Annotated in this window: 16 protein-coding genes and 20 tRNA genes; 6 read left to right on the top strand and 30 right to left on the bottom strand. The window is 46.0% G+C overall.

The annotated features are described in order from the left end of the window. Window positions 1-38: 38 nt before the first annotated feature. Entirely contained in the window at window positions 39-509 is a 471-nt protein-coding gene (locus MTR11_RS04290) for a zinc ribbon-containing protein (RefSeq protein WP_005373024.1), read from the top strand. A gap of 84 nt (window positions 510-593) precedes the next feature. Here MTR11_RS04290 and lnt read toward each other — a convergent pair whose 3' ends face one another. The 5 genes from lnt to miaB form a co-directional block, all read right to left on the bottom strand. Next, complete coding sequence (gene lnt / locus MTR11_RS04295; protein WP_041852981.1) at window positions 594-2,111, bottom strand: apolipoprotein N-acyltransferase; 1,518 nt, start codon at window positions 2,109-2,111, stop codon at window positions 594-596. Between the two features lie 33 nt (window positions 2,112-2,144). After that, on the bottom strand, window positions 2,145-3,044 hold the full coding sequence (gene corC, locus MTR11_RS04300) for a CNNM family magnesium/cobalt transport protein CorC (protein ID WP_005384118.1): 900 nt from the start codon (window positions 3,042-3,044) through the stop codon (window positions 2,145-2,147). Between the two features lie 105 nt (window positions 3,045-3,149). Continuing rightward, the gene (gene ybeY, locus MTR11_RS04305; RefSeq protein ID WP_005391311.1) at window positions 3,150-3,614 is read right to left on the bottom strand and encodes an rRNA maturation RNase YbeY; all 465 of its coding nucleotides are present in this window, start codon (window positions 3,612-3,614) and stop codon (window positions 3,150-3,152) included. Between the two features lie 2 nt (window positions 3,615-3,616). Continuing rightward, window positions 3,617-4,714, bottom strand: coding sequence for a PhoH family protein (locus MTR11_RS04310; RefSeq protein ID WP_005373033.1), 1,098 nt, complete (start codon window positions 4,712-4,714; stop codon window positions 3,617-3,619). 73 nt (window positions 4,715-4,787) lie between these two features. Further along, the gene (miaB, locus tag MTR11_RS04315) at window positions 4,788-6,212 is read right to left on the bottom strand and encodes a tRNA (N6-isopentenyl adenosine(37)-C2)-methylthiotransferase MiaB (RefSeq protein ID WP_005391310.1); all 1,425 of its coding nucleotides are present in this window, start codon (window positions 6,210-6,212) and stop codon (window positions 4,788-4,790) included. 257 nt (window positions 6,213-6,469) lie between these two features. On the opposite strand from miaB, the gene MTR11_RS04320 reads away from it, so the two are divergent. Beyond that, the gene (locus tag MTR11_RS04320) at window positions 6,470-7,648 is read left to right on the top strand and encodes a 2-octaprenyl-3-methyl-6-methoxy-1,4-benzoquinol hydroxylase (RefSeq protein ID WP_243327061.1); all 1,179 of its coding nucleotides are present in this window, start codon (window positions 6,470-6,472) and stop codon (window positions 7,646-7,648) included. Window positions 7,649-7,783: 135 nt separating this feature from the next. On the opposite strand, the gene MTR11_RS04325 is transcribed toward MTR11_RS04320, so the two are convergent. The 25 genes from MTR11_RS04325 to lolB form a co-directional block, all read right to left on the bottom strand. Continuing rightward, a tRNA-Leu gene (locus MTR11_RS04325) sits at window positions 7,784-7,868 on the bottom strand. A 53-nt stretch (window positions 7,869-7,921) separates the two neighbouring features. Beyond that, window positions 7,922-7,996: transfer RNA gene (locus MTR11_RS04330), tRNA-Gln, on the bottom strand. Between the two features lie 50 nt (window positions 7,997-8,046). After that, a tRNA-Leu gene (locus tag MTR11_RS04335) sits at window positions 8,047-8,131 on the bottom strand. Window positions 8,132-8,160: 29 nt separating this feature from the next. Further along, window positions 8,161-8,245 (bottom strand) — tRNA-Leu (locus MTR11_RS04340). A 46-nt stretch (window positions 8,246-8,291) separates the two neighbouring features. Then, a tRNA-Met gene (locus MTR11_RS04345) sits at window positions 8,292-8,368 on the bottom strand. 22 nt (window positions 8,369-8,390) lie between these two features. Next, window positions 8,391-8,475: transfer RNA gene (locus MTR11_RS04350), tRNA-Leu, on the bottom strand. Between the two features lie 53 nt (window positions 8,476-8,528). Continuing rightward, a tRNA-Gln gene (locus tag MTR11_RS04355) sits at window positions 8,529-8,603 on the bottom strand. Window positions 8,604-8,633: 30 nt separating this feature from the next. Beyond that, window positions 8,634-8,718 (bottom strand) — tRNA-Leu (locus MTR11_RS04360). A 54-nt stretch (window positions 8,719-8,772) separates the two neighbouring features. After that, window positions 8,773-8,849, bottom strand: a tRNA-Met gene (locus MTR11_RS04365). A gap of 22 nt (window positions 8,850-8,871) precedes the next feature. Beyond that, a tRNA-Leu gene (locus MTR11_RS04370) sits at window positions 8,872-8,956 on the bottom strand. A 53-nt stretch (window positions 8,957-9,009) separates the two neighbouring features. After that, window positions 9,010-9,084, bottom strand: a tRNA-Gln gene (locus tag MTR11_RS04375). Window positions 9,085-9,114: 30 nt separating this feature from the next. Continuing rightward, window positions 9,115-9,199 (bottom strand) — tRNA-Leu (locus tag MTR11_RS04380). Window positions 9,200-9,268: 69 nt separating this feature from the next. Beyond that, window positions 9,269-9,343, bottom strand: a tRNA-Gln gene (locus MTR11_RS04385). A 30-nt stretch (window positions 9,344-9,373) separates the two neighbouring features. After that, window positions 9,374-9,458, bottom strand: a tRNA-Leu gene (locus MTR11_RS04390). A 53-nt stretch (window positions 9,459-9,511) separates the two neighbouring features. After that, window positions 9,512-9,586: transfer RNA gene (locus MTR11_RS04395), tRNA-Gln, on the bottom strand. Between the two features lie 31 nt (window positions 9,587-9,617). Next, window positions 9,618-9,702: transfer RNA gene (locus tag MTR11_RS04400), tRNA-Leu, on the bottom strand. A gap of 54 nt (window positions 9,703-9,756) precedes the next feature. Next, window positions 9,757-9,833: transfer RNA gene (locus MTR11_RS04405), tRNA-Met, on the bottom strand. Window positions 9,834-9,910: 77 nt separating this feature from the next. Then, a tRNA-Gln gene (locus MTR11_RS04410) sits at window positions 9,911-9,985 on the bottom strand. A 32-nt stretch (window positions 9,986-10,017) separates the two neighbouring features. After that, window positions 10,018-10,102 (bottom strand) — tRNA-Leu (locus tag MTR11_RS04415). Between the two features lie 40 nt (window positions 10,103-10,142). Next, a tRNA-Met gene (locus MTR11_RS04420) sits at window positions 10,143-10,219 on the bottom strand. Window positions 10,220-10,503: 284 nt separating this feature from the next. Further along, the gene (gene ychF / locus MTR11_RS04425; RefSeq protein WP_005393178.1) at window positions 10,504-11,595 is read right to left on the bottom strand and encodes a redox-regulated ATPase YchF; all 1,092 of its coding nucleotides are present in this window, start codon (window positions 11,593-11,595) and stop codon (window positions 10,504-10,506) included. Window positions 11,596-11,605: 10 nt separating this feature from the next. Further along, window positions 11,606-12,196: an aminoacyl-tRNA hydrolase gene (gene pth, locus MTR11_RS04430; protein ID WP_005384112.1), complete on the bottom strand. Its 591-nt coding sequence runs from the start codon at window positions 12,194-12,196 to the stop codon at window positions 11,606-11,608. Window positions 12,197-12,347: 151 nt separating this feature from the next. Next, entirely contained in the window at window positions 12,348-13,292 is a 945-nt protein-coding gene (locus tag MTR11_RS04435) for a ribose-phosphate pyrophosphokinase (protein ID WP_005393176.1), read from the bottom strand. 27 nt (window positions 13,293-13,319) lie between these two features. Continuing rightward, a complete protein-coding gene (gene ispE, locus MTR11_RS04440; protein ID WP_042524125.1) occupies window positions 13,320-14,192 on the bottom strand; it encodes a 4-(cytidine 5'-diphospho)-2-C-methyl-D-erythritol kinase in 873 nt (290 codons plus the stop codon). Next, window positions 14,189-14,800 (bottom strand): lipoprotein insertase outer membrane protein LolB, encoded by a 612-nt coding sequence (gene lolB, locus MTR11_RS04445; protein WP_164666689.1) that lies wholly within the window; start codon window positions 14,798-14,800, stop codon window positions 14,189-14,191. Before lolB ends, ispE begins: the two co-directional genes overlap by 4 nt. Window positions 14,801-14,961: 161 nt before the next feature. Between lolB and hemA the strand changes: the two genes are divergently transcribed. From hemA to MTR11_RS04465, 4 genes are read left to right on the top strand one after another with little or no spacing between them, the layout of a single operon-like run. Continuing rightward, window positions 14,962-16,218, top strand: coding sequence for a glutamyl-tRNA reductase (gene hemA, locus MTR11_RS04450; protein WP_005384104.1), 1,257 nt, complete (start codon window positions 14,962-14,964; stop codon window positions 16,216-16,218). A gap of 29 nt (window positions 16,219-16,247) precedes the next feature. After that, window positions 16,248-17,336 (top strand): peptide chain release factor 1, encoded by a 1,089-nt coding sequence (gene prfA, locus MTR11_RS04455; RefSeq protein ID WP_006743330.1) that lies wholly within the window; start codon window positions 16,248-16,250, stop codon window positions 17,334-17,336. Between the two features lie 3 nt (window positions 17,337-17,339). Next, window positions 17,340-18,194: a peptide chain release factor N(5)-glutamine methyltransferase gene (gene prmC / locus MTR11_RS04460; RefSeq protein ID WP_074190989.1), complete on the top strand. Its 855-nt coding sequence runs from the start codon at window positions 17,340-17,342 to the stop codon at window positions 18,192-18,194. 40 nt (window positions 18,195-18,234) lie between these two features. After that, window positions 18,235-18,618 carry a SirB2 family protein gene (locus MTR11_RS04465; RefSeq protein WP_005382225.1) on the top strand — a complete coding sequence of 128 codons (384 nt, stop codon included), beginning with the start codon at window positions 18,235-18,237 and terminating at the stop codon, window positions 18,616-18,618. The last annotated feature ends 6 nt before the right edge of the window (window positions 18,619-18,624 follow it).

The following is an 18,624-nucleotide window of genomic DNA, read 5'->3' on the forward strand; positions in this document are numbered from 1 at the left end:
CTTAAGTGACGCAGGTAGGAGAAAGATGGAGGTCAGTTATGCCTAAACGTAAAACAGGTTATGAGGAAATGCTCGAGGATGTGATTGAAACCTTGAAGCACAGTCCGGAAGAAGTTAACAAAGCGATTGAGACGTCAGGCAAAGTGGTGGATGCTGCTAATGACTTGACCAAAGATGAATTGGCTTTAATCAAAGCGTACCTTAAAGCAGACTTAAAAGAGTTTTCAGAGAGTTACGAGGATAGCAAAAGCGGCCCGTTTTACTTAACGATTGCGGATTCGATATGGCAAGGGCTGTTAGAGATTACAGACCGAACTAAAGTTGAGTGGGTTGAGTTGTTCGATGACTTAGAGCATCAAGGGCTATATGAAGCAGGAGAGGTGATAGGCTTAGGCACCTTGGTCTGTGATGAGTGTGGCCACAAGACAACGTATAACCACCCAACTGTAATCATTCCGTGTATTAAATGTGGTCACAAAGGCTTTACTCGTCAGTCATTAAAGCCATAAATGGCGCGTAACGACTGTATAGTGCTATGAATAAAAAAGAGGCTTGGTCGCCTCTTTTTTGTCTTTTCTACTTTCAAGCTGTTATCAGCTCTGTTTTCTTCTTAAACCGAAAGCCAGCGCTAAACTTAACCCAACCCAAATATACAATGGCCAAGTACCAACGATTCGATATGGCGTTTGTCCATTGGTTGGGGTGAGCTCTGCGCGCAGTACTGCAGTTTCAAACTGCGGTACTTGCTCAACGATTTTACCCTTGTGATCGGTTACCGCTGTTAATCCGTTGTTAGTCGAGCGGATGAGCGGTTTACCTAATTCTAAGGCACGCATACGGGCGATCTCCATATGCTGAAGAGGGCCGATAGAGTGACCAAACCATGCGTCGTTCGATAGCGTTAGAATGAAGTCTGTTTCGTCAGTCACATTTTGACGCACTTGCTCATTAAAGATGATCTCATAGCAAAGCGCTGGTGCCATGTGCATGCCATTCGCAACGATGTTGGGCTGCACAAAAGCCCCACGGCTAAACGACGACATCGGTAAGTTAAAGAATGGCGCTAATGGGCGCAAAATATCTTCAAATGGTACAAACTCACCAAACGGTAATAGGTGATGCTTATGGTAGCGTTCGCTCAAGTCGAAACTGTAGTCACCGTATGGTGTGATGCCAAGGGACAGGATACTGTTGTAGAACTGTCGATCTTCAGCTTGGTTGACGACACCAGTGATGATTGCGCTGTTATTCATTTTTGCTGCACTGTCGATATTGCTCAAAAATGAAGGCACTTCAATTTCAAAAGCAGGAATTGCAGCTTCTGGCCAGACGATAATATCAGCGTCCCAGTTTTCACGAGTAAGATCGGCGTATTTCATGATGGTTGGCCAACGTTGGCTTGGCAGCCACTTAAGGTTTTGGTCAACGTTACCTTGAATCAGCGCGAGCTTAGTCGTGTCTTCTGGCCGAGGTGTTACCCAATCGTAGTTTCGAATCCCAAAGCCTGTGCTGAGTAGTACCGCAGGAATAATCACCATCAGCCACTGTTTATGAACCCAAGCATAGGCTAATGCCCCCGCACTAATAAGGATAAACAGAGTGAGCAGTTCCACGCCACCGATAGGCGCAAAGCTTGCTAGTGGAGCATCAATCTGGCTGTAGCCTAGCCATAGCCACGGGAAGCCGGTCATCACCCAACCACGCAACCAATCACTGATTAGCCATAAAGCGGGCGCAGCGAGAAGCGCTTTTGTGAGTGTGAATTGAGGAAATAGCTTGTTGTTAAGCCAAGCAAATAAGCCTGAATAAACAGCCAAGTAGGCGACAAGCAAGCCCATTAAAAATAAATTGGCAATCAGTGGCATGCCACCAAAGCCGGAGATACTGACGTACACCCAGCTAACGCCAGTTGCAAATTGACCCAACCCCCAAGCATAGCCAATCCACAGTGCACGTTTCGGAGTTTGGTTAGCAAGAAGAATCAGTAGAATAGCTGGGCTAAGAATGGCAACAGGCCACAACTGGTAAGGTGCAAAAGCGAGCGTAGTAGAGGCGCCAACAAAAGCGGCCACTAAGGGCCGCTTGAGGCGATGAAAGAGTTCATTCATCATTATAATTTTCTGAGATTCCCAATGGGTATCGCGTTACTCTTGAGTGGCTTCAACCAGGGTTTCTTCGTCTGGGATCGTCACTTGGAGTTGAATGACACGACGGTTATCGGCAGCGGTGACTTTGAAGTTGTAACCTTCAATTTCAACCAGTTCACCACGGGAAGGTAAGTGACCAAAGGCAGTCATGACCATGCCACCAACGGTATCTACTTCCTCATCGCTGAAGTTAGTTCCAAATGTCTCATTAAACTCTTCGATGGTTGTCAGCGCTCTGACAGCAAACGTATGCTTGCTAAGCTTACGAATGTCTGTCTCTTCGCTTTCATCGAATTCATCTTCGATATCCCCGACGATTTCTTCAAGGATATCTTCAATGGTCACAAGACCAGAAACACCACCGAATTCATCGACAACAATGGCCATATGATAACGTTCTTCACGGAACTCTTTCAGCAGTCGATCAACGCGTTTACTTTCCGGTACCACAACGGCTGGTCGAATAACTTCTTCGATATCAAATGGATTACTGCCTGAGCCTAAGTATTTAAGTAAGTCCTTCGCAAGAAGAATGCCTTCCACATGGTCTTTATCTTCGCTGATCACAGGGTAGCGAGAGTGTTGAGCATCGGTAATCAAGGCAACCAAGGTATCAAGGTCGTGAGTACGCTCAACCGTAACCATTTGCGAACGCGGGATCATAATGTCACGCACGCGCATTTCGGAGATTTCCATAACACCTTCAAGCATATCGCGGGTGTCATGGTCAATCAGGTCATTGACTTCAGAGTCACGGATAACATCCACAAGCTCTTGGCGATCTTTTGGTTCGCCCTGAAATAATTGACCTAGACGTTCAAAGAAGGACTTTCTACTCGGACCTTCTGCCTTTTCTTTCTTATCTTCGTTAGAAGAGGGAGAATTATCTTCGTTCATTGTTTCTCAATTAAGTAACGCTATCAGAAGTGTGATAGCACACATAGAGAGGCGAACACGAGAATCATTTTGGTGGTTCGCCTTTCCCTGCTGAATAGCCAATGGCTACTCTTTTTCAGCAATGTAAGGGTCTTCATAGCCCATACCTTGCATGATTTCGGTTTCGAGGGACTCCATCTCTTCGGCTTCGTCATCCTCAATATGATCATAACCTAGCAGATGCAAGCTGCCATGTACAACCATATGCGCCCAATGTGCTAACAGAGGCTTGTTCTGTTCAATTGCCTCTTTTTCAACGACTTGGCGGCAAATAATTAAGTCGCCAAGTAAATCTATTTCCATACCTGGAGGGGCTTCAAATGGAAAAGACAACACATTGGTCGGTTTATCTTTACCACGATACTCATGGTTAAGCGTGTGACTTTCTTGTTCATCCACAATGCGAATGGTGACTTCGGCTTGTGGCTGGAAGAGAGGAATCGTCTTATCTAGCCACAATTGGAAATCTTGCTGCGAAGGCAGCCCTTCTTCATTTTCGACTGCCAGTTGCAGATCAAGTTCAATCGCCATGATTATTCCTTAGTGGAAGCAACTTGTGCATTCAGTTCGGCTTTCGCTGCTTCTAATAACTTCGCATCGCGTTCTTCACGACGACGCTTCTCGAACTCTTTACGCTCTTTCTGGTCTTGTGCTTCCCACTTCTCATACGCGTTAACGATACGAGCAACCACTGGGTGACGTACAACGTCGTCTGCTAAAAAGAAGTTAAAGCTGATGTCGTCGACTTCGCTTAGTACTTCAATAGCATGACGAAGACCCGATTTTGCACCACGAGGTAAGTCGATTTGCGTGACGTCACCAGTGATAACTGCGCGAGAGTTAAAACCAATACGCGTTAGGAACATCTTCATCTGCTCAACCGTGGTGTTCTGACTCTCATCAAGAATGATGAAAGCGTCGTTTAGAGTACGACCACGCATGTAAGCAAGAGGGGCTACCTCAATCACGTTACGTTCAATCAGCTTCTCTACGCGCTCAAAGCCCAACATTTCAAATAGGGCATCGTATAGCGGACGTAGGTATGGGTCGACTTTCTGGCTTAAGTCACCAGGTAGGAAGCCCAGTTTCTCACCGGCTTCAACCGCAGGGCGCGTCAATAGAATACGACGGATCTCTTGGCGCTCTAGTGCGTCAACTGCTGCTGCAACAGCAAGATAAGTTTTACCTGTACCAGCTGGGCCAATACCAAAAGAAATATCATGCGTGACCATATTAACCAAGTACTGAGCTTGGTTTGGCGTACGTGGTTTGATCACGCCTTTCTTGGTTTTGACGAAGACTTCTTTACCATGCTCGATATTAGACTCAGTATTCTGCTCAAGAACACCAGACTCTTTAATCGCTAAATGGATCTGTTCAGGCTCAATGTCTGGGATCTCACCTCGTACAGGTGCGGTATCAACATACAGAGTTTTCAGGATATCCAGCGCAGCTGATGCGGTATGAGGTTTACCGACAATTGTAAAATGGTCACTACGGTGGTTAATTTCAACGCCTAGACGACGTTCTAAATGCTTGATGTTGTCATCGAATGGACCGCACAGGCTAGCAAGTCGGCGGTTGTCGGAAGGTTCTAGGTTAATTTCTAGAGTTACGATTTTATTACTCAATGTTGCCTCTCATTTTTTGCCACTTAATGAGAGCCTGATAACGACCAGGCTCTCCATGGCTATTTATACGAGCTTATGGCGTAAAAGTAGCTACACCCAGCTCATCTTCGCGACGTGTTTTCGCCATCATCTGCGTTGGGGAAATCACACTACGAAGATCCATGTCTTTTTCAGTACGTACTAGCTCACCACGCAGTGAGTTCGCAAATACGTCTACGATCTTCACATCAACGAACTGACCAATTAGGTCTGCACTACCTTCAAAGTTTACTACACGGTTGTTTTCTGTACGAGCGCGCAGTTCCATTAGGTTTTTCTTCGAAGGACCTTCAACTAGAACACGTTGTTCTGTGCCAAGCATTAAGCGAGAGTAACGCATCGCTTGAGCATTGATAGTTTGCTGTAGTTCGTAAAGGCGCTCTTTCTTCACTTGTTCTGATACATCACAAGGGTAATCCGCTGCTGGCGTACCTGGACGTGGAGAGAAGATGAAGCTGAAGCTCATGTCAAAGTCTACATCTTTGATTAGCTTCATTGTGTCTTGGAAGTCTTTGTCTGTCTCACCAGGGAAACCAACAATAAAGTCTGAACTGATTTGAATATCAGGACGAGCTTTACGCAGTTTACGGATGATCGACTTGTACTCGATAGCGGTGTGAGGGCGTTTCATCATAGTTAGGATACGGTCACTACCACTTTGCACCGGTAAGTGCAGGAAACTCACAAGCTCAGGCGTATCTTCGTAAACCGCGATGATGTCGTCAGTGAATTCTAGCGGGTGGCTCGTTGTGAAACGAATACGGTCGATACCATCGATGGACGCAACCAAACGAAGCAGTTCTGCAAATGAACAGATTTCACCGTCGTGTGTTGGACCGCGGTACGCGTTTACGTTTTGACCCAGTAGGTTTACTTCACGTACGCCTTGTTCAGCAAGCTGTGCGATTTCGAACAGCACGTCATCCATTGGACGGCTTACTTCTTCACCACGAGTGTACGGTACGACACAGTAAGTACAGTACTTCGAGCAGCCTTCCATAATAGAAACGAATGCTGTCGCGCCTTCCGCACGAGGCTCTGGTAGGCGGTCGAACTTTTCGATCTCTGGGAACGAAATGTCCATAACTGGTGCGTCATCCGACTGAGATTGTTTGATCATCTCAGGTAGGCGGTGCAGAGTTTGTGGGCCAAAAATAACGTCGACGTATGGTGCACGTTCACGAATATGGTCACCTTCTTGCGTTGCTACACAACCACCTACACCGATAACTACGCCAGGTTTTTTATCTTTTAGTGTTTTCCAACGGCCTAGCTGGTGGAAAACTTTCTCTTGCGCTTTTTCACGGATCGAACAGGTGTTAAGTAGAAGTACGTCTGCTTCCTCTGGCTCTTCCGTCAGCTCGTAGCCGTTTGCAGCATTAAGCAGGTCGGCCATTTTTGATGAATCGTATTCGTTCATCTGGCAGCCCCAGGTTTTAATTAGCAGTTTCTTACTCATCTCACTTTCGCTCGTTCAGTTGTACTTAAATTGGAGAGCTATTGCTCAAATTATAGCCGCCATCACGGCGGTAAGCGGCGTATTGTACTGCTTTAAAAAGCACCTGACTAGTGATCTGGCTAATTCTCTGCAAAGCCTGATGAAATCTAGTTTTTCGCCCTATGCAGAACAAGGTTTTTTGTTAAACAATTTTGTAAAAATAGCCATGGAAAGTACAATAAAAAACGCCAATTAATCAGCACGATGAAGAGTAAAAAATGAACAAGTATGACATCGCCGTGATCGGTGGCGGTATGGTTGGGGCAGCCGTCGCTGTTGGATTTGCCAAGCAGGGCAGAAGCGTTGTCTTGGTTGAAGGTGCAAAACCCAAAGCTTTTGATGCCGCTCAGGCGATGGATATTCGCGTATCTGCGATTTCGCACCAGTCGGTGGAGTTACTTGATTCACTCGGCGCATGGTCAGAAATTAAAAGTATGCGAGTTTGCCCTTATCGGCGTTTAGAAACTTGGGAGCACCCGGAGTGCCGTACTCGTTTTCACTCTGATGAACTGTCATTGGAGCAGCTAGGTTATATCGTTGAAAACCGCCTAATCCAATTAGGTCTTTGGCAAGTCTTCTCTCAGTATGACAATCTAACCGTGATGTGTCCCGAGCGATTAAAAGACATTGAGTTTGCAGATGTAAACCTTGTGACACTAGAAAGTGGGGTGCAGTTTGAAGCTAACTGGGTAATTGGTGCTGATGGTGCAAACTCTAAAGTTCGTCAATTGGCTGGAATTGGTGTGACTGCGTGGGATTACCGACAACACTGCATGTTGATTAACGTGAAAACAGAATTGCCACAGCAAGATATCACTTGGCAACAATTTACTCCTTCAGGCCCGCGTTCATTTTTACCTTTGTGCTCTTTGACTAATGAAGACGGTCAAGAAGTAGGCCAAGGTTCGTTGGTTTGGTATGACTCGCCAAAACGCATTAAACAACTGTGTGCGATGGGTAAACCTCAACTAAGGGAAGAAATCTTACGTCATTTCCCTGCTGAATTGGGCGATATTGAAGTTTTACAGTTTGGCTCATTCCCACTCACTCGTCGTCATGCGCAAAGCTACTCAAGCAAAAATTGCGTGTTAGTGGGTGACTCTGCCCATACGATTAACCCGCTTGCAGGGCAAGGGGTAAACTTAGGCTTCAAAGATGTAGACGTTCTCCTTTCGGTAACAGAACACCAAGAAAAGCTGGAAGATACCTTACTCGCGAAATACGAACGCGCACGTCGACCTGACAACTTACTCATGCAGACGGGCATGGACTTTTTCTATAAAGGTTTTAGCAACGATCTTGGGCCATTGAAGTTCGTACGTAATGCTGCATTGAAGCTTGCTGAAAACTCAGGGCCAATTAAGGCTCAAGTACTGAAATACGCGTTAGGTATGTAGTAAGCTACTCAAATCACAGATAGAAAAAAAGCGAGCCATGAGCTCGCTTTTTTAATTCGGCAAATCTAATGATTTCCCGAGTCCAGAACCAAAAAAAGAAAAAACCCAGCAAAGTCATGCTGGGTTTTCCGATAATGGTGCGGAAGGAGAGACTTGAACTCTCACACCTTGCGGCGCCAGAACCTAAATCTGGTGCGTCTACCAATTCCGCCACTTCCGCAACTTAATCTATAGATGTCAAGATAATTGGTAAAATCTCAATATCGTTGTATATGGCAGGGCTACCTGGATTCGAACCAGGGAATGGCGGCATCAAAAGCCGCTGCCTTACCGCTTGGCGATAGCCCTACAGTGTAAATAGCCAAAGACTACTTAAGCTCTCTTATCGAGAGAAAGAATGGTGCGGAAGGAGAGACTTGAACTCTCACACCTTACGGCGCCAGAACCTAAATCTGGTGCGTCTACCAATTCCGCCACTTCCGCGTATTCTGATAGTGTAGATTAATTTAAGATGGTGCGGAAGGAGAGACTTGAACTCTCACACCTTGCGGCGCCAGAACCTAAATCTGGTGCGTCTACCAATTCCGCCACTTCCGCATCTTAAATCTACGTGACTGATAGCTTATGCTAGCAATCCAATCAATGGTGGCTACGACGGGATTCGAACCTGTGACCCCATCATTATGAGTGATGTGCTCTAACCAGCTGAGCTACGTAGCCATTTTAAAACTTCGACCAAGAATGGTGCGGAAGGAGAGACTTGAACTCTCACACCTTGCGGCGCCAGAACCTAAATCTGGTGCGTCTACCAATTCCGCCACTTCCGCAACTTGATCTGTAGATATCAAGATAATTGGTAAAATCTTAATATCATTGTATGTGGCAGGGCTACCTGGATTCGAACCAGGGAATGGCGGCATCAAAAGCCGCTGCCTTACCGCTTGGCGATAGCCCTACATTGCTCTAATAAAAGAGACTTCAATAATGGTGCGGAAGGAGAGACTTGAACTCTCACACCTTGCGGCGCCAGAACCTAAATCTGGTGCGTCTACCAATTCCGCCACTTCCGCAACTTATTCTGTAGTTATCAAGGTAATTGGTAAAAACCTAAATAACGTTGTTTATGGTGGCTACGACGGGATTCGAACCTGTGACCCCATCATTATGAGTGATGTGCTCTAACCAGCTGAGCTACGTAGCCATTTTAAACTTTTGATCAAGAATGGTGCGGAAGGAGAGACTTGAACTCTCACACCTTGCGGCGCCAGAACCTAAATCTGGTGCGTCTACCAATTCCGCCACTTCCGCAACTTGATCTGTAGATATTAAGATAATTGGTAAAATCTCAATGTCATTGTATATGGCAGGGCTACCTGGATTCGAACCAGGGAATGGCGGCATCAAAAGCCGCTGCCTTACCGCTTGGCGATAGCCCTACATTGCTCTAATAAAAGAGACTTAAATAATGGTGCGGAAGGAGAGACTTGAACTCTCACACCTTGCGGCGCCAGAACCTAAATCTGGTGCGTCTACCAATTCCGCCACTTCCGCAACTTATTCTGTAGATATCAAGATAATTGGTAAAATCTCAATATCGTTCCTCTATTTCAAGGAAAATAATGGCAGGGCTACCTGGATTCGAACCAGGGAATGGCGGCATCAAAAGCCGCTGCCTTACCGCTTGGCGATAGCCCTACATTGCTCTAATAAAAGAGACTTTAATAATGGTGCGGAAGGAGAGACTTGAACTCTCACACCTTGCGGCGCCAGAACCTAAATCTGGTGCGTCTACCAATTCCGCCACTTCCGCAACTTGATCTGTAGATATCAAGATAATTGGTAAAATCTCAATATCATTGTATATGGCAGGGCTACCTGGATTCGAACCAGGGAATGGCGGCATCAAAAGCCGCTGCCTTACCGCTTGGCGATAGCCCTACATTGCTCTTAATAAAAGAGACTTAAATAATGGTGCGGAAGGAGAGACTTGAACTCTCACACCTTGCGGCGCCAGAACCTAAATCTGGTGCGTCTACCAATTCCGCCACTTCCGCAACTTATTCTGTAGTTATCAAGGTAATTGGTAAAAACCTAAATAACGTTGTTCATGGTGGCTACGACGGGATTCGAACCTGTGACCCCATCATTATGAGTGATGTGCTCTAACCAGCTGAGCTACGTAGCCATCTTTTGGAGCGAGACAATATAAACCTTCACGCTCTCAGTGACAACCCCTTTTATAAAGGAATCTCACTTGAATAATGGCAGGTCTACCTGGATTCGAACCAGGGAATGGCGGCATCAAAAGCCGCTGCCTTACCGCTTGGCGATAGACCTGCAGGCAATAGTCACAATGACTATTCAAAATATGGTGCGGAAGGAGAGACTTGAACTCTCACACCTTGCGGCGCCAGAACCTAAATCTGGTGCGTCTACCAATTCCGCCACCTCCGCATCTATTCCTAATTGCTCTGATAAAAAGAACACTTAGGAATGGTGGCTACGACGGGATTCGAACCTGTGACCCCATCATTATGAGTGATGTGCTCTAACCAGCTGAGCTACGTAGCCAAAACCATATTTTTTGCTCTCAACGCTTCGTTGCCTTGTCGTTGGGAACGGCGCGCATTATGCGAAGTTGAGTGAGATCCGTCAACAGTTTTTTTTAATAAATTTCGGAAAAAACCTCGTTCGCTTCCTTTTTAAACAAAGAGGCGTGTTTATGATCTAAAACTGGAAATAAATTAGCTCGCAGTTAGGTAATTTATTTTTGCTCATTTACTTAAGGTATTAAAAAAGCCAGCTTAGCAGCTGGCTTTTAGTGTAAATGAAGTGTTTAAAATTCATTCATTTAATTAAACATTGAAGCGGAAGTGTACAACATCACCATCTTTTACGATGTAGTCTTTACCTTCTAGACGCCATTTACCTGCGTCTTTTGCGCCATTTTCACCATTGAATTGGATGAAATCGTCGTAACCGACTACTTCTGCACGAATAAAGCCTTTCTCGAAGTCAGTGTGGATCTTACCTGCAGCCTGAGGCGCAGTTGCACCAACAGGGATTGTCCACGCACGTACTTCTTTAACACCTGCCGTGAAGTAGGTGTGAAGAGTCAGTAGCTCGTAACCAGAGCGAATTACACGGTTCAGCCCCGGTTCTTCGATCCCCATATCCGCTAGGAATTCTTCGCGATCTTCATCTTCTAGTTCAGATAGTTCAGATTCGATAGCTGCACATACAGGTACAACGACGTTGTTTTCTTTTTCTGCGAACTCGCGAACCGCATCTAGATATGGGTTATTTTCGAAACCATCTTCGTTTACGTTTGCAATGTACATAGTTGGCTTCAGTGTAAGGAAGTTTAGGTAGCCGATTGCTGCTAACTCTTCTTTAGATAGCTCAACTGTGCGTGCCATGCCGCCTTCAGTTAGTACTGGTAACAGTTTTTCTAGTACTGTTAGTTCAAATTTGGCGTCTTTATCGCCGCCTTTTGCCTTCTTCGCGTTACGTTGAATCGCGCGCTCACAAGAATCAAGGTCAGCCATTGCAAGTTCAAGGTTGATCACTTCGATATCTTCGATAGGTGAAACTTTACCTGAAACATGAACAATGTTTTCGTTTTCAAAACAACGTACAACGTGGCCAATCGCGTCTGTTTCACGGATGTTAGCTAGGAATTTGTTACCTAAACCTTCACCACGTGATGCACCAGCAACAAGACCAGCGATGTCCACGAACTCCATCGTCGTTGGAAGAACTCTCTGTGGGTTAACGATCTTAGCTAGTGCGTCTAGACGTAGATCTGGCACAGGAACCACACCAGTGTTTGGTTCAATGGTACAGAACGGGAAGTTTGCTGCTTCGATACCCGCTTTAGTTAGTGCGTTGAACAGAGTTGATTTACCTACGTTAGGTAGACCAACGATGCCACATTTAAAACCCATGATAGTAACCTTATTCAGCTTTGAACGTGTGGAGGCGATTTTGTGCTTTAGATAGGCCATCCTTAATCAGGATATCTAGACAACGAACAGCCTCATCAGCTGCTGCATCTAAAAGCTCTTGCTCTTTAGCTGGCGCTTTACCTAATACAAAACCCGCCACTTTATCTTTGTGTCCCGGATGACCAATGCCAATGCGAAGACGATAAAAATCTTTGTTATTGCCCAGTTTGCTAATGGTGTCACGCAGACCATTGTGTCCACCGTGACCCCCACCTTTTTTAAACTTAGCGACACCTGGCGGTAAGTCTAGCTCGTCATGAGCAACCATGATCTCTTCAGGTTTAATTTGATAAAATTTCGCAAGCGCTGCGATCGATTTACCTGATAGATTCATGAAGGTGGTTGGGATAAGCAAACGGAGATCCTGGCCATTGACCATAATGCGTCCTGTTAGACCAAAAAACTTTGGTTCGTTCTTCAGTGTAACGTTGTGAACGCGTGCTAATTCTTCTACAACCCAAGCGCCCGCATTGTGACGAGTTCTGGCGTATTCTGGTCCTGGATTAGCAAGACCAACAAGAAGTTTGATTTGTTGACTCAAGGTTAGGATCTCTCTGGAATCTCAAAAAGCGCAGTATGATAGCACAGAATTCTCACAGTGGGCGACCAAGGGATTTTCTGGTTATCAGTACAAATAAAAAAACACCCCAAAGAGGGGTGCTTTTGAAATCAGTGTAACTGAAATGTTCGGATTAGTTGAACATTGCAGAGATTGACTCTTCGTTGCTGATACGACGAATCGCTTCAGCCAACATGCGAGATAGGCTTAGTGTTGTCACTTTGCCTGTTGCAGCCATCTCTTTAGATAGAGAGATAGAGTCAGTTACGATAACTTGGTCAAGAACTGAGTTCTTGATGTTGTCCGCAGCGTTGCCTGAGAATACAGCGTGAGTAGCGTAAGCGAATACACGCTTAGCACCGCGCTCTTTTAGTGCTTCAGCTGCTTTACATAGTGTGCCACCTGTGTCGATCATGTCATCAACGATCACACAGTCACGACCTTCAACATCACCGATTAGGTTCATTACTTCAGAAACGTTTGCACGTGGACGACGCTTATCTACGATTGCGATGTCGATGTCGCCTAGTGCTTTTGCTGTTGCGCGAGCACGAACAACGCCACCTAGGTCAGGAGATACCACAACAGGGTTATCTAGACCGCGAGCCTGCATATCTTCAAGTAGCACTGGCGTGCCGAAGATGTTGTCTACAGGTACATCGAAGAAGCCTTGAATTTGCTCTGCGTGTAGGTCGATAGTTAGAACGCGGTCAACACCAACGTTAGATAGGAAATCAGCAACAACTTTTGCAGTAATTGGCACACGCGCAGAACGTACACGACGGTCTTGGCGAGCGTAGCCGAAGTAAGGGATAACTGCAGTGATACGGCCTGCTGAAGCACGGCGCATTGCATCAATCATAACAACCAATTCCATTAGGTTGTCGTTAGTCGGTGCACAAGTGGATTGAATGATGAAAACATCGCTACCACGAACATTCTCATTGATTTGAACTGCAACTTCGCCATCAGAAAAGCGAGAAACAGATGCATCACCAAGAGAGATGTAAAGACGATCAGCAATACGTTGGGCTAGTTCAGGTGTTGCGTTACCAGCAAATAGCTTCATATCAGGCACGGTGGAAACCTCGGGTTTGCGTCCAGTTTAAATAGGTCGGTGTGAGGCTGATTGGTATTCAGCCAAAGTCTCTTTTAATGGCGAAATATTGCGCCCTTGAGCGACAAATGCCGAGACTTTATCAGAGAGTTGTGCAAGGATAGTTTCTGCTTCAGATTTGCTCGAAAATTCAGCAAAAACGCAAGATCCTGTCCCCGTCAATCTTGACGGCGCGTATTGTAGCAGCCAAGAAAGTTGCTTATCAACCTCTGGGTAGAGCATTCGTACAATTTTTTCGCAATCGTTTACGCTTGGCGTATTTAAAAGTGTTTCTAGATCTCGTTTTGGGGTGTTTCGCGTTAGATCTGGATGACAAAAAACGTCGACGGTTGCGATAGAAACATTCGGTCTGACGACTAAATACCACTTTTCTTCTGGATAAGCGGGGGAGAGTTTCTCGCCAACACCTTCAGCGAAAGCTGCAAATCCGCGCACAAATACGGGCACGTCTGCGCCCAACTTTAAACCAATTTCAGCCAGTTCATCGTCAGTTAGATTCAGTTGCCACAAGTAGTTCAGTGCCACTAGTGCTGTAGCTGCATTCGATGAGCCCCCACCAATGCCCCCACCCATAGGCAGCACTTTCTGTAGCTCAATATGCGCGCCAAAAGGGCAGTTTGAGTAAGCTTGAAGCGCGGTTGCTGCTTTCCAAATTAAATTGTCTTGAAGAGGCACACCTTCTATATCTGGAGAAATCGTAATATCACCAGAATGGTTTGCTTGAATGGTGAGCTCATCGCCGTGATCGACGAATTGGAATAAGGTTTGTAACTCGTGGTAGCCATTTTCTGTGCGACCGTTGATATATAGAAAGAGATTCAATTTCGCTGGTGATGGCCAGCGTGTTGAAAGTTCAATCATTGGGTGATGTTCCATTTTGTGATCACTAGATTTATTTTTACGTCAGCAGTGGTGAGTTTCAGCTTATTTGGCAGTGGTAGAGACTGCTCATGCCATTGAACGTCGCCATACCGTTGATAAGCAATACTCCAATCATTTAAACCAATTTGTTTGTTTAACGCTTGCAGTGTATTGGTTGAGGACAATTGGAATTTGTCGGCATCGGTCGGTAGGCCTAATAGCCAGTCAGGCATGTGTTCAACGGGCATCATTAACCCCGTAAGACGGTAAATTAGCTGGTTTGCACTGCGAGAGGAAAGGACCTGATCGTCGTAAGTTTCTACTGTGGCACCTTGTGGGGTGATGGTGAGCTTTAATGCCGTTTGTCCGAGAATCGTAGTTAAACGTAGTTGACTGAGTGCTGAAGAATGTTTCCAGTAGAAATTTAAATTTTGTCTTTGGTCTGGGCCAATATAACCAAGTTTTCCCGTTGCTTGAAAATCTTGGATGGTCTCGAGTCGTTGCTCATGAGCTTGCCATTCAACGCTGGTAACACTTTCAGGAACGGAGGAACAACCAGCGAGCAGTAAGCTCGACAAGAAAAAAAGAATAAAGGAGCGTAACGTCATGTTTGATGGCTTATTAATCAGTTTCGTCGGGAATCGCTCACAACTATAGCATTGAAAAGTCGCAGTTAGGAAAACAAATCCGGCTTACCCTTTCAATAAATGCGTGCTTACAGTAAAATTCTGGACCTATTTTATAACCTATCCCAGAGATACCACGTTAGATGTCCTTGCTTGCTATTGGAATCAATCACAATACAGCGTCTGTCGACTTGCGAGAGAAGGTGGCGTTTGGTCCGGATAAACTCGGCCCTGCACTCGAGCAACTTAGAGAGCACGAAGCGGTTAACGGCAGTGTGATTGTTTCAACCTGTAACCGAACTGAGTTGTACTGCGATGTTAAGCAAGGAGCGCGAAACAAGTTGATCGATTGGCTTGCTCAATTTCATCAAGTGAGCCGCGAAGATTTAATGCCGAGTTTGTATGTGCATGAAGAACAAGCTGCAATAAAGCATTTGATGCGCGTATCGTGCGGCCTTGACTCTCTGGTGTTGGGTGAGCCTCAAATTTTGGGGCAGGTAAAGCAAGCATTTTCTGACTCGCGAGATCATCAAGCCGTCGATGCTTCAATTGATAAACTGTTTCAAAAGACGTTCTCAGTCGCCAAGCGTGTGAGAACAGAAACAGATATCGGCGGTAATGCTGTGTCCGTGGCTTATGCCGCATGTACATTGGCAAAACATATTTTTGAGTCGTTATCTGATTCAACCGTGCTTTTGGTTGGTGCGGGAGAGACGATTGAACTGGTCGCAAAGCATTTAGCATCCAACGGCTGCACAAAAATGATTGTCGCGAACCGCACTAAAGAGCGTGCGCAAGGCTTAGCGGATCAATTTGGCGCAGAAGTGATCAGTTTGAACGAAATTCCTGAACATTTGGCGAAAGCGGATATCGTGATTAGCTCAACGGCGAGCCCATTGCCTATTATTGGCAAAGGTATGGTCGAAACGGCTCTGAAGCAGCGCCGACATCAACCTATCTTGTTAGTCGATATTGCGGTGCCGCGAGATGTAGAGTCGGAAGTCGGTGAACTGAACGACGCATATCTGTATTCTGTTGATGACTTGCAATCTATCATCGACAGCAACATTGAGCAGCGTAAAGTCGAAGCGATTCAAGCTGAAGCGATTGTTAGTGAAGAAAGCGCTGCGTTTATGACATGGTTGCGTTCACTGCAAGCCGTCGATAGTATTCGCGACTATCGCAAATCAGCCAACGAAATTCGTGAAGAGTTACTGAGCAAAAGTTTGCAATCTTTAGCGGCGGGCGCAGATCCGGAGAAAGTGCTGCGCGAGCTGAGTAATAAACTCACCAACAAACTGATTCACGCCCCAACTCGCGCACTGCAAAGTGCGGCAGAGCAAGGCGAACCAGCAAAATTAACGATTATCCGCCAGACACTCGGCTTGGATGATCTATAACTCACGCTTTTTATTAAGAAAACGACACTATGAAAGCCTCTATTCTGACTAAGCTAGAAACGCTAGTAGAACGTTACGAAGAAGTTCAACATCTTCTTGGTGATCCTGATGTTATTGGAGATCAGGACAAATTCCGTGCTCTATCAAGAGAGTACTCTCAGCTAGAAGAAGTAACCAAGTGCTTCCAAGCTTATCAACAAGCGCAAGAAGATCTTGTCGCCGCTGAAGAGATGGCAAACGAAGACGACGAAGAAATGCGTGAAATGGCGCAAGAAGAAATCAAAGAAGCGAAAGCGACTATTGAGCGTCTTACTGATGAGCTACAGATTCTTCTTCTGCCAAAAGATCCGAACGATGATCGTAACTGTTTCCTAGAAATTCGCGCAGGTGCGGGTGGCGACGAAGCGGGTATTTTCGCGGGTGACTTATTCCGTATGTACAGCAAGTACGCAGAAAAGCGTGGCTGGCGCATCGAGGTGATGTCTTCAAACGAAGCTGAACACGGTGGTTACAAAGAGATGATCGCAAAAGTGAGCGGCGACGGTGCGTACGGCGTACTGAAGTTTGAGTCTGGTGGTCACCGTGTGCAACGTGTTCCTGCAACTGAATCCCAAGGCCGTGTGCATACTTCTGCATGTACCGTAGCGGTGATGGCGGAAATCCCAGAGGCGGATCTGCCAGAAATCAAAGCAGCAGACCTGAAAATCGATACGTTCCGTGCGTCTGGCGCGGGTGGTCAGCACGTTAACACCACGGATTCTGCAATCCGTATTACCCACTTACCAACGGGTACGGTAGTAGAGTGTCAGGACGAGCGTTCACAGCACAAGAACAAAGCGAAAGCGATGGCAGTTCTTGCTGCTCGTATCGTTCAAGCGGAAGAAGAACGTCGTGCCGCAGAAGTGTCTGATACACGTCGTAACCTTCTAGGTTCTGGTGACCGCAGTGACCGTATTCGTACCTACAACTACCCACAAGGTCGTGTGTCTGATCATCGTATCAACCTAACCATCTATCGTTTGAACGAAGTGATGGAAGGTGACCTGCAGAGCTTGATTGATCCTGTGATTCAAGAGCACCAAGCAGACCAACTTGCGGCGCTCGCAGAGAACGGCTAATCGATGAGCCAAGTTCAATCAATTGAGCAAGCACTGAAAAGTGCGACGGCGAAACTGGCAGAAGGCGGCAAAGAGTCGCCTTCTCTCGATGCAGCTGTACTCCTCTGCCATATCCTTGGCAAACCACGAACTTATCTACTGACCTGGCCAGAAAAAGCATTAGAAGCAGAGCAACAAGCAAAATTCGACGCTCTACTCGAACGACGTTTAACTGGTGAACCCGTCGCTTATATTATTGGTGAACGAGAGTTTTGGTCTCTACCGTTCAAAGTTTCTCCCTCCACCTTGATCCCAAGACCGGATACAGAACGTTTGGTCGAAGTTGCACTCGATAAGACCTATGAGCAAACAGGACCTATTTTAGATCTTGGAACGGGGACGGGGGCAATTGCTATCGCACTCGCATCTGAAATGCCAAAACGTCAAGTGATGGGCGTAGATCTCAAGCAAGAAGCGAAAGCACTTGCAGAGTACAATGCTGAGCAGCTAAACATCAAAAATGTGACCTTTGCTCAAGGCAGTTGGTTCGAGCCTATTGCAGAGGGTACGAAGTTTGCTTTAATTGTCTCCAATCCGCCGTATATTGATGAAAAAGATCCACATTTATCCCAAGGTGATGTGCGCTTTGAGCCAAAATCTGCATTAGTTGCTAAGGAGAATGGTTTAGCCGATATCCGCCATATCTCGGATCTTGCTCGTCAGTATCTTGAAGTGGGCGGTTGGCTGGCATTCGAACATGGTTATGATCAGGGTGATGCCGTACGTGAGATAATGCGTGGTTTTGGTTACCAACAAGTTGCCACGGAAAAAGATTACGGCGGTAACGATCGAGTAACGCTCGGTTGTTTTGCCTGTTAATCACGGAAGTCAGCAAACACTAACTAAAAAGAGAAGAAAAATGTACGTAGCTCTAAAACACATACACTTAGTGACGATTGCGCTCAGCGCGACACTATTATCGATCCGATTCGTGTTAATGATGATGAACTCACCGAAGCGAAATAATCGCTTTTTGAAAGTGTTTCCCCACATCGTTGATACTGCATTGCTAGTGTCAGGTATCGCGCTTATTTTCATTACTGGTTTCATCCCGTTTACTGATGCCGCACCGTGGTTAACAAACAAAATCACCTGCGTACTGGCGTACATTGCACTCGGTTTCTTCTCGTTGAAGCTTGCGAAAAACAACCTACTGAAGATATTTGGCTTTTTCGGCGCATTAGGTTGGTTGGTCATGGCTGCAAACATTGCTGTGTCTAAGAGCCCTACGTTATTTGGATAAGACGTC

It is taken from the genome of Vibrio sp. CCB-PB317, from assembly GCF_022808245.1.
Classification (GTDB): Bacteria; Pseudomonadota; Gammaproteobacteria; order Enterobacterales; family Vibrionaceae; genus Vibrio; species Vibrio diabolicus.